This is a genomic window from Mycobacterium colombiense (genome assembly GCF_003284975.1).
GTDB classification, from domain to species: domain Bacteria; phylum Actinomycetota; class Actinomycetes; order Mycobacteriales; family Mycobacteriaceae; genus Mycobacterium; species Mycobacterium europaeum_A.
On sequence record NZ_QMEU01000020.1, the window covers coordinates 25,644 to 39,748 of the forward strand.

Annotated in this window: 14 protein-coding genes; 6 read left to right on the forward strand and 8 right to left on the reverse strand. The window is 63.2% G+C overall.

Annotation, left to right across the window (positions count from 1 at the left end; genetic code table 11):
• The first annotated feature begins 172 nt into the window (after positions 1-172).
• The 4 genes from DQP58_RS09690 to DQP58_RS09705 all read left to right on the forward strand — a co-directional run bounded on the left by DQP58_RS09690 (position 173) and on the right by DQP58_RS09705 (position 3,452).
• Positions 173-1,729 carry a succinic semialdehyde dehydrogenase gene (locus DQP58_RS09690; protein ID WP_112708198.1) on the forward strand — a complete coding sequence of 519 codons (1,557 nt, stop codon included), beginning with the start codon at positions 173-175 and terminating at the stop codon, positions 1,727-1,729.
• An 88-nt stretch (positions 1,730-1,817) separates the two neighbouring features.
• Positions 1,818-2,252, forward strand: coding sequence for a DUF4383 domain-containing protein (locus DQP58_RS09695; protein ID WP_112708199.1), 435 nt, complete (start codon positions 1,818-1,820; stop codon positions 2,250-2,252).
• A 299-nt stretch (positions 2,253-2,551) separates the two neighbouring features.
• The gene (locus DQP58_RS27390) at positions 2,552-2,686 is read left to right on the forward strand and encodes a hypothetical protein (RefSeq protein WP_276310502.1); all 135 of its coding nucleotides are present in this window, start codon (positions 2,552-2,554) and stop codon (positions 2,684-2,686) included.
• 97 nt (positions 2,687-2,783) lie between these two features.
• Complete coding sequence (locus tag DQP58_RS09705; protein WP_112708200.1) at positions 2,784-3,452, forward strand: DUF2510 domain-containing protein; 669 nt, start codon at positions 2,784-2,786, stop codon at positions 3,450-3,452.
• A gap of 303 nt (positions 3,453-3,755) precedes the next feature.
• Here DQP58_RS09705 and DQP58_RS09715 read toward each other — a convergent pair whose 3' ends face one another.
• Positions 3,756-5,276: a wax ester/triacylglycerol synthase domain-containing protein gene (locus DQP58_RS09715; RefSeq protein WP_112708201.1), complete on the reverse strand. Its 1,521-nt coding sequence runs from the start codon at positions 5,274-5,276 to the stop codon at positions 3,756-3,758.
• A complete protein-coding gene (locus DQP58_RS09720) occupies positions 5,276-5,950 on the reverse strand; it encodes a DUF5994 family protein (RefSeq protein WP_240629699.1) in 675 nt (224 codons plus the stop codon). The genes DQP58_RS09715 and DQP58_RS09720 overlap by 1 nt, the downstream gene beginning before the upstream one ends.
• A gap of 709 nt (positions 5,951-6,659) precedes the next feature.
• Between DQP58_RS09720 and DQP58_RS09725 the strand changes: the two genes are divergently transcribed.
• Positions 6,660-7,130, forward strand: coding sequence for a DUF5994 family protein (locus DQP58_RS09725; RefSeq protein WP_112708202.1), 471 nt, complete (start codon positions 6,660-6,662; stop codon positions 7,128-7,130).
• Between the two features lie 112 nt (positions 7,131-7,242).
• Here DQP58_RS09725 and DQP58_RS09730 read toward each other — a convergent pair whose 3' ends face one another.
• The gene (locus DQP58_RS09730; RefSeq protein ID WP_112708233.1) at positions 7,243-7,707 is read right to left on the reverse strand and encodes a DUF5994 family protein; all 465 of its coding nucleotides are present in this window, start codon (positions 7,705-7,707) and stop codon (positions 7,243-7,245) included.
• A gap of 859 nt (positions 7,708-8,566) precedes the next feature.
• On the opposite strand from DQP58_RS09730, the gene DQP58_RS09735 reads away from it, so the two are divergent.
• On the forward strand, positions 8,567-8,770 hold the full coding sequence (locus tag DQP58_RS09735) for a cold-shock protein (RefSeq protein WP_112708203.1): 204 nt from the start codon (positions 8,567-8,569) through the stop codon (positions 8,768-8,770).
• Between the two features lie 203 nt (positions 8,771-8,973).
• Here the strand turns inward: DQP58_RS09735 and DQP58_RS27605 are convergent, their stop codons facing one another.
• The 5 genes from DQP58_RS27605 to DQP58_RS09760 form a co-directional block, all read right to left on the reverse strand.
• On the reverse strand, positions 8,974-9,567 hold the full coding sequence (locus tag DQP58_RS27605) for an STAS domain-containing protein (RefSeq protein WP_430915807.1): 594 nt from the start codon (positions 9,565-9,567) through the stop codon (positions 8,974-8,976).
• A gap of 250 nt (positions 9,568-9,817) precedes the next feature.
• Positions 9,818-10,678 carry an alpha/beta fold hydrolase gene (locus DQP58_RS09745; RefSeq protein WP_112708234.1) on the reverse strand — a complete coding sequence of 287 codons (861 nt, stop codon included), beginning with the start codon at positions 10,676-10,678 and terminating at the stop codon, positions 9,818-9,820.
• A 133-nt stretch (positions 10,679-10,811) separates the two neighbouring features.
• Positions 10,812-12,107: a fatty acid desaturase family protein gene (locus tag DQP58_RS09750; RefSeq protein ID WP_112708205.1), complete on the reverse strand. Its 1,296-nt coding sequence runs from the start codon at positions 12,105-12,107 to the stop codon at positions 10,812-10,814.
• A 269-nt stretch (positions 12,108-12,376) separates the two neighbouring features.
• On the reverse strand, positions 12,377-12,556 hold the full coding sequence (locus DQP58_RS09755) for a DUF6131 family protein (protein WP_112708206.1): 180 nt from the start codon (positions 12,554-12,556) through the stop codon (positions 12,377-12,379).
• Between the two features lie 641 nt (positions 12,557-13,197).
• The gene (locus DQP58_RS09760) at positions 13,198-13,980 is read right to left on the reverse strand and encodes a hypothetical protein (RefSeq protein WP_133259353.1); all 783 of its coding nucleotides are present in this window, start codon (positions 13,978-13,980) and stop codon (positions 13,198-13,200) included.
• Positions 13,981-14,105 lie beyond the last annotated feature (125 nt).

Consider the following 14,105-nt stretch of genomic DNA (forward strand, 5'->3'; position numbering starts at 1 on the left):
CCGCCTTTCGACTAGTGACTTGCAAACCCGGCGCGGTCCCGCGCGTGTACGTTGCTTACCCACTTTTGCCGTAGCCGACGACCGTAGCGCCGATCTCGTCTGCCAACGCCCGGGCGCTACGAACCCAATAGGCTGGTGTTCGGACGCCCAAGGTTCTGCGAGAGGTAACGACATGCCTGCACCGTCTGCCGAGGTCTTCGATCGCCTGCGTCAGCTGGCCGCGATCAAAGACGCCACCGCACGTCAGACCAAGACGATCGACGAGGTATTCACCGGAAAGCCGCTGACCACGATCCCGATCGGCACCGCCGAAGACGTCGAAGCCGCATTCGCCGAGGCGCGGGCGGCCCAGGTCGCCTGGGCAAACCGCCCGGTCGCCGAGCGCGTCGAGATCATCGCCCGCTATCGCGACCTGGTCGTCGAGAACCGCGAGTTCCTGATGGATCTCCTGCAGGCGGAGGCCGGCAAGGCCCGTTGGGCGGCTCAGGAGGAAATCATCGACCTGATGGCCAACGCGAACTATTACGTGAGCGTCGCGGCCGACCTGCTGAAGCCTCGCACGGTGCAATCGCTGCTCCCCGGGATCGGCAAGACCACCGTCGGCTACCAGCCCAAGGGCGTGGTCGGCGTGATTTCGCCGTGGAACTACCCCATGACACTGACCGTGTCCGACTCGGTGCCGGCACTGCTGGCGGGCAATGCGGTGGTGCTCAAACCAGACAGCCAGACCCCGTATTGCGCGCTCGCATGTGCCGAGCTCCTGTACCAGGCCGGCCTGCCGCGCCCGCTCTATGCGATCGTGCCCGGGCCAGGCTCGGTGGTGGGCACCGCGATCATCGACAACTGCGACTACCTGATGTTCACCGGCTCGACCGCCACCGGCAGGCAGCTCGCCGAACACGCCGGCCGTCGGCTGATCGGGTTCTCGGCCGAACTCGGGGGCAAGAACGCGATGATCGTCACGCGGGGCGCCAACCTCGACAAGGCCGCCAAGGCGGCCACCCGCGCATGCTTCTCGAACGCCGGCCAGCTGTGCATCTCGATCGAGCGCATCTACGTCGAGAAGGACATCGCCGACGATTTCATCGGCAAGTTCGGTACCGCGGTGCGAAACATGAAGTTGGGTACCGCATATGACTTCTCAGTCGACATGGGCAGCCTGATCTCCGCGGGTCAACTGGACACCGTGACGGACCATGTGGACGACGCGAAAGCCAAGGGCGCCAGGGTGATTGCGGGCGCCAAGGCGAGGCCCGACATCGGCCCCCTGTTCTACGAACCGACGGTGCTGACTGATGTCACGCCCGAGATGGAGTGCGCCGCCAACGAGACGTTCGGCCCGGTCGTCTCGATCTACCCCGTCGCCGATGTGGACGAGGCCGTCGAGAAGGCGAACGACACCGAGTACGGGCTCAACGCCAGCGTGTGGGCGGGCTCGTCGGCCGAGGGCCAGCAGATCGCCGCCCGGTTGCGGTCGGGGACGGTGAACGTCAACGAGGGTTACGCGTTCGCCTGGGGCAGCCTCAGCGCGCCGATGGGCGGGATGGGCCAGTCCGGCGTCGGTCGCCGGCACGGCCCCGAGGGCCTGCTGAAGTACACCGAATCGCAGACGATCGCGACCGCGCGCGTGTTCAATCTCGATCCGCCCCTTGGCATTCCGGGGAATCTGTGGCAGAAATCGTTGCTGCCGATCGTGCGTACGGTGATGAAGATCCCCGGCCGGAACTGAGTTCGCGGCGGGCCGATTCATCCGTTGACCCCGATCTACTACCGCGCGTAGTATCCTGGCTAGCCCGTCATGCACAAGGAGGTGCCATGTGAGGTGGAGCTTCGCTCAGGCCGGGTTGCTGATCATCTGCGCTTTTCACGTCGTCCAGGCTGTTGTCGGCCTCATCGTCAACCCGAGCTTCGCCACCGGCCCCCCCGCGCCGACCGTGCAGCTGCTCGGAATGGACTACAACGGCTGGCACGCTGTCGCCGGCCTGGCATTGTTTGCTCCGGGCCTGGTTTTCGCGCTGCGCAAGTCGTGGTCCGTGCTTTATCTACTGCTCGCCGCGATAGCCGGTGCGCTGCCGGGCATTTGGGCCTTCTTCTCCCATCAGGTCGCGTTCGTCTTCACGTTCCCCAACAACACCACCGACGCGATCGTGCACTTGGTGACCGCCGCCGTGATGGTGGCGGTGGCCGGTGTGCAAATCCGGATTGACGGAGGGCTGCGAAACTCACTCGCCGATATCCGAAAAACGCCGTGAGGCAAGCGGTCTGCGGCTGACGCCGGTCCGCGTCGGCGGTAGCGAAAGAGTCAGCTGGACTCGGCTAGTCGTCGGCGATGAGGTTCGCGAGGAAAGCGGCAACCGGCCGGCGCCAAAGTCATAAAACCGCGCCCACTGCGGCTCGATCGAGATGCGCACCATCTGCTTATACGTCGCTTGCACGTTGCGTTCGAACTCCGCAAGTTGGGGTTCGTCCATTGACCCAGTCCTGTTTATATGCTCGGGATCGTTGGATTGTGCCGATGCGGGTAGTCCTTCCGACGACGAAGGAGGTTGTGATGGGCAAGCGATCGGACAGGGACGACGACGAGCCCAAGGGTGGCCGCCCCGGTCCCGCAGATCACGGGCGCGAAGGTGGAATGGCGACCCGGGAGAACGCGCCGGAACTCACCGAGCCGGACCGCGAGGACTGACGGGGTTACGGCATGACGCCGGCCGAAATGGATCGCGTTTCGCGCGGTCAGCGGGGGCGGGTGGCCGCGATGTCGTCGTCACGACGAAAATAAATGGATGCCGTCTGAACAGGCGCCGCCGCCGCCGAAATCGGCGCCGGGCTGGTACCCCGATCCCGCAGTAGGCCACGGGCTGCAGCGCTACTTCGACGGCACCAGCTGGACCAGCGAGTGGGCCTTCACCGCGGACCCGCCGAAGAAGGGCCTGCCCGGCAAAGCGGTCCTGGCGCTGGCCACGCTGTGCGTCCTGGTGCTGCTCATCATCGTCGGCAAGAGCTGGGTTTTCGATCCGAAGAAGGACGGCCGATCGGCCGAATCGAGCAGTTCGGCGACGGCGGGACCGACCGAGGCGCCGTCCACAACGGCCGGTCCCAAAAAGCCGGACGGCGTCAGCTTCACCATCGCGTCGGGCCCAGAAGGCGACGTGGTCGACGCCAAGTTCGCCATTCGGGACAACTACACCGAGCAGATGATCAAGGACGGCGCCCGGTTGGACACCATCGGCATCCTCAAGTACGCGCGGGCGACCTACCCCGACGCGTCCGCGGTGAACGTACAGGGCACTTTTCCGATGACCGACCCGTACGGCAATACCTCGACTCAGGTCGCCATCGACCTTACGTATTCGCGAGCGACGTTGGACAAGATCAACTTCGATGGCGTGACCAAAGCCAGTATCTGGGAGATTCGCGATTCGGGCACCATTCTTCCGGCCTTCCAGCCCTAGGCCCACCAGCTCCGGTTGCGCCGATGGCGCAGATCACCGCGCCGCTTTGGCGGCTTCGCGTTTTGCCTTGTCTTATGTGAGTCGGGCAGCAATGCCCCAAATCGCAATGGGACCGGTCACCGCGTGCATTCGTGTGAACAATAGACTGGTGCGGCTGGAAGCCACGTGGTTCTCACAGGGATTTACGGCAATGCGTCAATGGGCGAGAAGATAGCACTTCACAGCGAAACCGCCGGTGGCGCGAAAGGTTGCCACGCCGTGGGCTCGAACAGCCGGCACCGCGGCCTTCGACCTTTCCGGGACTCATTTCAACCTGTCATAGCTTCTGCCTCGTGAACGATTCGCGGGATGTGACGTCATCTCACTGACGACCGAACGACCTTGCCCGCGAGGAGATTCCTGCGCTGCCGCCAGGAGAGTATCGACAGAGCGTGCGATCCCGGCCGCGATATCGTCGACCGCAGGCACGTTGTCGGGGCATGCGCACACACTCACATCTAGCTCCCCACCGCGGGAGGTCAGCGCGATGTTCAGTCCACTCCCCTCCGCCAAAGGCGCGACGGTGTGCATGCCGACGACCCTGGCCCCGGCGCAATACGCCGGCGCCGCCTCACCGGCGATATAAGAGACACTGCCGTGACAGATGGGCTCGAACTGGCGTCGCACACCCGACCGGGCGTAAAGCTGCATACCGGCCCGCGCTACGCTCGGCGGCATAAGCGAAGCTATTTCCGCTAAATCGGCTGCGGGAGAACATTTTCCGGCTCTTGCGCTGCGGATGGCGTTCAGTCTTTCGGTGGCGGTGTGGAGGTTGGCGAGGACCTGCACCGGGTCGTCGAGGTGTACCGGGATGCGAAGCCGCCCGACAGTCAACGACTTACCGATGTTGGGAGGGTCCGTGGCCGGCAACTCGAACGGCATCCGCATGAGCAGCGGATCGGTGGGTACCTTGTCGTGCCGTTGCAGCCATGCGCGCAGCGAAAGCGTACAGGCGGCGAGCACGACGTTGGGGATACTGCCTCCGAACGCCTCGCTGACCGTTTTCACGTCTGCCAACCGGATCGAGGCGAAGGCCACCGCACGCCGCCTGGTCAGCGGAGCGTCGAACACTGTGCGTGGCACCGGCCCGCTCATCGCCGGTGCCGTTGGGGTCATGGAGTCACGTGCGGCGGTGCCGGATAGCCGGCCACTTACGGCCCGCAGCACATTAGACATGGCGTCAGCAATCAGCCATGCGCCGGTGAGATGGTTCTCGGCGATCTCGGCCACCACATCGGTGACGACCTCGCCGACGGACGGGGCCGGGCCGAGGCTCGGCTCGGCCGGCAGGTTGGTGGTCGCGTCGGCGCGCGGCAGAGCAGTCAGCAGCCGCGGCCACAACGACGCCAGCCCGCCCGCTCCGTCGTTGAGCAGCGGCGACATCTTCACCGCCAATGCCCAGCGGCCGCCCGCCAGACCGTTGATGCTCCACGCTTCCCACAGCCGGTTACGGCAATTCTGCCGCCGGGTACTCACGTTCGCGATGAGGTCGGCGAACTCGCGCCGGCCGCCGGGCGCGCGAACCGTTGCGCGATGAATCTGTGGAGAGGGGTCATAGTCCTCGATCTCGGCCCACATCGGCTGCCCGCAACCCAGGGGCTTGGCCACCAGTCGGCTGCGAAAGCGCGCCATCGGCGGCAGCGACGCCGTCACTAGTTTGTGTAGGCGCTCGTGGCTGAGCTGATCGGACGCATCGATGACGACCAGCGCGACCGTGTGGGCGGGCATCTTCGCGCTCTGGGTGTGCAGCGACAACGCATCGACCCCCGACAAGCGCACAACCATCAGCGCACCACCCCCTGTTCAACGAATTCCTCGGCGACGGGGCAAAACAAACGGCTGTGGCGATGGAGGACCTGGTTATAGTCCGGTGGGGCGCTGCGACATGGGGAAGGCGCCGGGACAAACTGCCGCAGGGCCGAGGATCGATCGCGCCTCGCCTGGCGGGCGTTGCGTTGCGAATCCCAGCGCTCACGAGCGGCGTCTCGCTCCGTGCGGCTTTCCCGGTCCTGCAGGCTGATCATGAGCAGGGCGTCCACGCTTGACACGTCGCCCGACGCGGCGGCTGCCACCACAATCGCGTGCGCTTGGTCTGGATCGATGTAAGCCGGGACAACCAGCAAGACAAGTTTGTTGCCTGCAGCGCCAAGGAATTCGACCGTGTTGGGGGCCTGGTCACGGGCTTTGTCAAGGTGGACCGCACGCTCGCTGGCGACGAGTTCGGTGGGCGTTGTTGTCCATTCGCCAGGGTGGTACATCACCTGACCGACAGCACCCAGGCGCCCGGACAGCACCGCGATCAGATCTGGCAGCTCCGTCATCAGGTCATCGCTGCGTGGCCACCATGCGCCATCCACATGCCCGCGGCCATGCGCCGTGGGTTTCAATCGCAACCGCGGCATGCGGACGTCCCGCGTGTCACCCAATCTCACCTTGTTGCCGACGTTTTCTCGCGTCACAGCGACGCTCCCGTCTGGACCGCGAGACCGGCCAATCATTCGAATCGGCGACCACGCAACCGAGACGGTCACGAGCGGAAGACCGCCGAGGCTTTTCACACTACTCCGGTCTGGTCTAACCAAGGAAGCGGCAGCCCGCGCCGCCGACACGGTTGCGGCGAACACCCAGCTCAGCTGTCGCAAGGGGTGTCAAGCCGGAGGTCCGCGCCCGATTTCTCGGCTCTATCAATGCGTACTGCGTTGGTGCACACAGTGAAGGGTCGACGGCGGCCAGCCTGGTGCTGACTGCTTAACACCACAGTTGCACACCAACGGCCATCTAGCAACGGACCACAAACGCAACCTGCTCGATCAATTGCTGGCTCCCACCGTAGATGAAATACGGCGGAAATAGAAGACTCGAATGTTAACCACAGCCACCGCTATGGGCAGCGCTCACCGTTTCGCCGCAACCGAATTCGGTACTCGTGTGGCTGGGGCGCACGCGGTCTGCCGCGCTGACGCCCGTTCGGGTGGCGACCTGTCGGCGGGGGCAGCGAGGCGTGCGCGAAGCACGCGTGGGGCTTGGCAGCAGCGCTGCCCGCATGCCTCTGGAAAGCGCGTGTAGCGTAGGAATCATCGGCGATATTCCGTACGTGACCAATCAATGCCATGTCGTCGCCGATTCGAAGGAATTGACCGGTCTCGCGGTCAAGACGGGAGCGTCGCTATGACGCCGAAAAAGGACCACATGGATGCCGCGCACCGGCATGCGCCGCCCGCACACACGCCGCGCTTGAGGCTGAAATCCAAGGCGCCCCGCAGCGGGTACGTCGACGGTGCGTGGTGGCCACACAGTGACGACCTCAGTGCAGAGCTGCCGGACCTGCTATCGGTCCTCTCGGTTCGACTCGGACCGATCGGCCGCGTGATCTACAATGCGAACGAATGGGCAACGCCGCCAACTAAAATCGCGACCGGCGGTCGAACGGTACGCATCGACGGATATCGCCGCCAGCCGGCCGGCACCGTCGAAGTACTTGGCCTTAATTCCGCTAAGATCGTGTTATTGGTTGTCTCCCCGCACACCGACCCGGCCCAGGCCCATGCCATCATGATGACCGCAGCCGGCCCGAGCAACGCCTCGACGGTCGAGAACCTTCTCACGACAAGCGCTGCTGAAGTGGAAACTTCCACCTAAGCCCGTCCGTAAAGCGTTAGACACCAACGAATCCCGTATAACGCCGACAAGGGGCGTGCCGTGTGTGTCGGGCGAAACCGGGCTCGTCTCATTTCCGACGGTCTTGAGGCATCTACCGCGGAGTCCGGCGCGCGCCCCGCGCTGCGAACATTTGCTCCCCCCGGGCCACGCGGACGATCGATTCGGCGACCTGAAAGGCGCGAGAAGCGCGATGCGCCTCGAATACGGGCAGCCCGGCGGCCTGGCGCAACACCATCACCGCAAGTGCGGTACCGGTCCGGTGGGGCACGATCAGCAGTGTCGCCCGCCCATCGCGGCCGCCAACTGTCATAACGTGTGGGCGTATCCCCTGCCACCAGTCCCAATTCAGGTCGTGCTGGCGTTGCAACGATGACCAGTTGACGTCGATTTCCCTGATCAGACCCAGCCGGGCATCCAACACCGCTACCAATTCGGTCAGCTCTCGCGAGATCATCCCGGTGCGGGGCCACCACGCGCCATCGATCTTGTTCCCGAGCCGGGATGCGAGAGTGAGCCGAACCGGGCTAGCGGGGCGGCGGGGCCCTGCCGTACCGATCGTGTATGTCGAGGGATCCGTCAACGGGGCAGCCGTCCACTCGTCGGGTTGCCCCAGCGAGTCTGTGATCACACCCGTTACCGAAATCGGTTCGGAAGCAATGGCTCCGCCCGGTGATGCTGCTCGTTTCATCAAGCGCCCTTCGCAGTTCGATCGATCAACCCGAAAACGAGCCGACGGAGAAATCACATTGCGGGCGATCCCGATGGGAATGCCGTTGAAGGCACCGAGGCTACCGCTGACAACGAAACAGCTCGCTAACGACGTTACGCCACAATTTGCTCTCGTGGGGCCTCGCGGAGCGCGAAGCCGTCGTCGAGCGTGGCTTTGAGGTTCATGCCGTCACTCACGTAATGACGTTGGCCCGTCGCGGGATCCGCAGGTATGCGCGTCGTAACGCGCTGATGCACAGCTGTTTTTGGTGCGATCCACCGCAACCCTGGGTTCAATCGCCACTGGCAAAACAATTGGGCAGCACGCCGTCCGCGGGGGCGTACACTCATGGAACAGGGACCAACACAGGCCCCCAAAATCAAAGGGCCGCGATGTCTGACAAGTCGCCAAGACAAAGCATGACCAAAAAATCGGCTAAGTCTCTGAAACAGAAGCGTGCCGCGAAGCGTACAAAAGCCGCCGAGGCCCTACCGGGAGCGGCGTTGCTGCACTCCAAGAATCGCTGAGGCTCAACGCATCTGGAAGATCGAGGCATCATCCGGGCGTAGCACCCGGGGAAATCGGCATACGGTCTGCCTTTTCGCGTCTTCCGTCGGAACGATTTTCGTGACCGGCTCGTGTTAGGCTTTTGCCGTGGACGATATCGAAATTTGCGTCCACTCTCAAAAAATAGAGAGAAGTCGGTATGACGCAGGGGACCGTCAAATGGTTCAACAACGACAAAGGTTTCGGTTTCATCGCCCCTGACGGGGGCGCAAAAGATGTATTCGTCCACCATTCCGAAATCCAAGGGGACGGCTTCCGCTCCCTTGAGGAAAATCAGCGGGTCCAGTTCGAGATCAGCCAGGGACCCAAAGGCCCTCAGGCGGTGGGAGTGACCGCCATCTAGCGGTCAGCACAGACCCCCCAGCTGCGGCAGATACCGCCTCGACGAACCCCTGACATTACTCCATCCTTCGCAAGGAGTCTCCGGATATGCCATGGGGTTCAATTGGCGACTGATTGGCGAAGCCCGACGCTTGGTCAACAATTCAAGTTCCCCCAAACCAATTGACGGCGTCCGGGCGGCGCGCATCGGCGTGTCAGTCGCAGCTATCGCGTTGACCCGTTGAGGGCGGAGGCCGGCCTGTGTTCGACGGGGGGGCGGCCTTGGATGGTTACTATCGCTGCCTCGACTGTTCTCGTCGCGGGTAGCGAGGCCTGTGGGTCGCCGATCCGCAGCACCCGGGAGACTGCCTCACCGGACACGATCACCCAGCTTACACCGGCGCGTGCGCAGCAAACGGAAACCCTGTGCAGCGCCAAAAAGCCCTCAGTTCCAAAGAAATCCAGGCTGCGCAGGTCCAGGACGATTCCGCGGACGCGCATCAGATGCCCTAGCGTGTACTCGATCACAATCTCCGCGTTGGATGCGTCGATCTGTCCGCAGGCGCTGATGACGCCAACCGAGGATCTCAGCCGACGACTGGCTAGGTGCAGGGTGTTACTGTGCAATGGTTGGGAAATGATGCCGCCCAACGGCGGCATGTACGAGGGTCGCGTGTTCATGGTGATTCCCGACAGTGCGGTTGTCACCGGCTTGTTCGGCGCGAGCCATTGCTCTGCGAGGAGAGCGGCGGACGGCAGACCCCACTCCGAACTGGCTGAGAGTCTCAACTTGGTTGACGTTGCACCCCTCGCGCGCATTTGTCAAGGACTAAGGGTTAAAGAAGTGGTAGCGCCTTCGATAATCTTCTGCTTCAAACTACGGCCCGTTATCCGCAAAGGTTGTCGCGGCCTATTACGCTGCGCCTCTTTGAATTTAGCGGCCAGTCATCGAAGCAGGCGACCATGCAGACCGCTGGTTCGCGCCTGCATGGTCGCACCTGATCGGCGGGGCATTGACTCCGACACCAAACCACCGGTCGTGCGGACCTTGGCCGCATCTCAGTTCTGATCAGATTTGTCGATTCGCCAGGCCGGCATCGCGCCCCGTGGTCGCGATGAAGTCGTCAAGGATCTCCACCACCGCTGTTGGGGACTCGACATGTGGGAAGTGCCCGACACCGGCAAGAACCTCGAGTCGACTATCCGGCACGGCGTCATGAGCGGCGTAACCGTGGGCGACAGGAATGATCCGGTCTTGCTCACCCCAAATCAGCAAGGTGGGTAATCCATGACTGAGATGAATCTTGTTGAGCGCACTGACCGCCTGGCCGCGGTAATCCACTACCGAGCGCAACGTCCGCAGGAACGCCTTCCGCCTCTCCCGATCTGACAACGAGGAGTAGGCGTTCCACATCTCGCCGGTGCGCGGCGACTGGATTCCGGCCGACGTGAGCCACGACCCCACCTTGTTGCCGATGTTCAAAACCGGCTGCGGCGCGACCACCGGCAGCACCAGCTCGGTTCCGGGTGCCGAGAGGATGCGCAATATCCAGTTCAGGTCGGGGCCGAGGCCGCCGCTGCTGATCAGAACCAGGCGCTGGCAGTAGTCGCGATGTTGGTAGGTGAACTGCATGGCCACACCGCCACCGAGTGATTGACCGACCACTGTCGCCCGGCTGATGCCGAGTTCATCGAGCAGATCACGCAGCAACGCCGCGAACGCGCCCAGCGAATAATCACCGCGGGGCTTGGTTGATTCGCCGTGTCCCAACAGGTCCGGTGCCACCACCCGATACCTTTTCGACAACTCGGGAATGACCGCCCGCCAGGTCGCCGAACTTCCCGCCATCCCATGAATCAACAGCAGCGCCTCGCCGGCCCCGGCGTCTCGATAGGCGACGCGTTCACCGTGCAAATCGACATAGTTCATCTCGGTCACGCGAACTCGTCTCTCATCCAACTGTATTCGGAGGCTGGCACAACGGCAGAATCATTGCTCTCCCGAGCCCTCAGCCACTATAGCGCAACCTACGGTTGCGTAAGTTACTGGCCAGTAAATTACGTCAGCCGTCGACCGTGCCTGACGATGTCGTCCCGGTCCGCGCCTTTTGCCGACGCGCGAGTCGCAAACGCGACTTCCGGACCGCTGCGGTGGCCGTCCTGAGACCGCGGCGGCGTCCCGTCGCAACCGCAGTCCCGGCAAAACCAGGTCCCAGTTGGCTAAACATCCGTTCGCTGTGAGTCTCCGGCGCGTCATCCGCGGTGTCACGCAAGTAGCGGTCCGGCAGCGACAGCTTTGCAATGGTGCGCCAAGTCTTGCCGTACTGCATCACGAATGAGCCCGTGGTGTAAGGCAAGTCGTACTTATCGCAGACTTCGTGCACTCGCACCGCGATCTTGTGCAGACGGTTGCTGGGCAGATCGGGGTAAAGGTGGTGCTCGATTTGGTGACACAGGTTGCCGCTCATAAACCGCAGGGCCGGTCCGGCTTCGAAGTTGGCACTGCCCAGCATCTGGCGTAGGTACCACAGTCCCTGCGTTTCGTCCAACATGTCGTTCTTGGTGAATTTCTCTGCACCATCAGGGAAATGCCCACAGAAAATGACCGCGTTGGCCCAGATGTTGCGGATCAGGTTGGCCACCACGTTGGCCTTCAGCGTTGACTGGAATCTCGCCTTCGGCGATAGCGAGGTGAGCGCCGGCCACGCGACATAGTCCTTGACCAACTGCCTGCCTGCCTTGGCTGCAAACTCGCGCAACCGCTGGGCGGCGATTGCACGGTCTGGGCCGTCCTTGAAGGCCTTGCCGAACTCGATGGGCTGCAAGCCAATTCCCCATTCGAATCCGAGCGCGAGGATGGCGTTGAACAGCAGGTTGCCGATGTTGAAAGGTTCCCAGGGCTGGTCACGGGTAACTCGAAGCACGGTGTAGCCGACGTCGTCATCCATCCCGACGATGTTGGTGTACTTGTGGTGCTGGAAGTTATGGGTGAAGCGCCAGTGTTTGGAAACCGCACTCATGTCCCATTCCCATGTCGAGGAATGGATCTCGGGATCGTTCATCCAATTCCACTGACCGTGCATGACATTATGGCCGATTTCCATGTTCTCGATGATCTTGGCCAGGCCGAGTGTCACGGTTCCTCCCCACCAGGCCCAGCGTTTCGAGCTACCGGTCAGCATGAGCCGGCCGAAGACATCGAGGGCGCGTTGTGCCGCGATAGTACGGCGGATGTACCGAGCGTCGCGCTCGCCCAGGGAATCCTCGATTTCCAGTCGGATCGAGTCAAGCTCGACGGTCAGATTTTCGATGTCGACGTCGGTCAGGTGCGCGAAGGCCGGAATGTCGGTAATTGCCAATGCTTTTCCCTTCGGGGCTTATTGGGTTCCAAGCGTTAAAAGCCACCAGCAAACGCGTGATCGCGCTACCGAGGCCACTACTCTCGATGGCTTGATTGGGCCGATGCTGGGCTACGAAGTTCAGTCGCAGACCGTCCACGGTTATGCGGTTCCTTCTGGGGTGGCGGACTCAGCGCGTGAGGCCGCCGGCTGGCGGCGATGAGCGGTCGCTTGGGCCGGACCGCAGCTTCGGCCGGCCAAGCCGGTAGCCACGGGATGTACCTGGCGGGTCAGTAGTAGTGGCGGCGGCCGCCGACGGCGTGTCCCATCCGTCCCACCACTGCGAGTAACAGTCCGACGACAAGGAGGATGACCCCGACAACCAAGCAAATATGGGCGTAGGCGAACGTGGGGACGAGGGCGGGCAGGAGCAGCCCCAGGACGATGAGAACGATTCCGAGAGTGATCATGATGTTTACCTAATTTCTGGAGAGATGTTTTGGGGAGAATTCCCGAGTCAGTGCGTGAAGGCGGTCATTTAGCTTGGCCCCCAGCTGATTTGAAGCACCCTGCAAACCGGGGGGACACAGTGGTGTCGTGCAGTCCCCGGTAATGCGCTCGACAAGCCGGCGGGCACGAAACAGGGTGAACGCAAAGTGGAGTTAGTGGTCATCCGAGTCCCGGCTAACGAGGAGATGACTGTAATGCATGTCGTCTCGACTGCTCAGTCAGATATCGGGAATGTACGGCGCGAGCTGAAGCTCATCGAGTTCGGCGGCGTACAGCTAAACTCTCTCCGGACTGGCTGAAGGACTCAGCAACAACAACGTTACCCCCCTCGGCGATCCGCGGCTAGTTGACCGTCGAGCGCCGACGCCAGCGCCGTGGTTATCAGGGGTGCAACCAGATGGTCAGGAGTCGGCGGCGTTTTGCGCGAGCCCCGGTGCGGGCCAGACCACGCCCACCACTGCACGTTTGACTCATACCGATTCCCGATAGCTCGGGGTGGTGCCGAAGCGCCCAATCGAGTGTGGGCGGTGGGTGTATCAAGCGCAGTACCACTGGTGAGCACCTCATCGCGATTAGACCGTGTGGTCACCGAACGGGGCACCTATCCCGGCAGGGCAGGTCTACCCGACGACGTCCGTCTCGCACGCACTCTCGCACCTGGACACACACCGGTCCCCTTCCACAGCTGGCGCCACGACGGCATCGACGAACCGATCCCGGCCGCCAGCGGTATCGGCCTCCAGCTCGCAATTACACTGCGGGACAAGGAAACCAGATCATCGTCGGCGGTTGCCGCGTTCGCCGGGCCCCCCGCGGCGAGCGTGTCGAGGATGGACTGCGCGATGACGTGTCGCTCGGCACTCGATCGTTCGCCCCGAGTGTCCAGTTCTCGATCAGCTTGCTCCGGGGTATAGCCGCGTCCGATGAGGACGCCGATGGCCTGATTGATGACCGACACTGTCCGCAGATACGTCCCGGCGTCGTCCGGCCTGTCTGGGCCGGGCAGGTGCTGATCGAGAACGAAGTCGCTGGGCGGGCGGCCGGTTAACCACGCCACGTCCGCGGTGAGGTCGACACATGCTCCCGGCGTCGCAGCGTAGAGGATGACGGAAACGGACAGCGATGACCGGCCGCCACCGGCGCCGGGCAGCCTCAGCCGAAGGGATGAGCGAACATCGTCGGTCACGGCGCCGTCCTCGAGGATGGTGAACGTGAACGGCGGATCGCTGTCATCAACGGTAACGCGCAGGCCCAGATAGGTGGGCACCGCCGCTCGGGCGTCGACACCCGATTGATGCAGGGTGTGCAGCACATTGGCGCCGGGTTGATCTAAGCCGGCGGTGAGGATGTCCAAATCAGCGGCCAGGGCCGCATCGATTTTCATCACGGGATGGTTCCGCTGAGCGCTCCGGAGCGCGGATCGAACCTGCCGGGCCGAACAGGCAAGTCGCCTGCAGGGTGGGGAGCCTCGGACGCGAGCCGGGACCCGTCGCCTCCACTGCTTCCCCG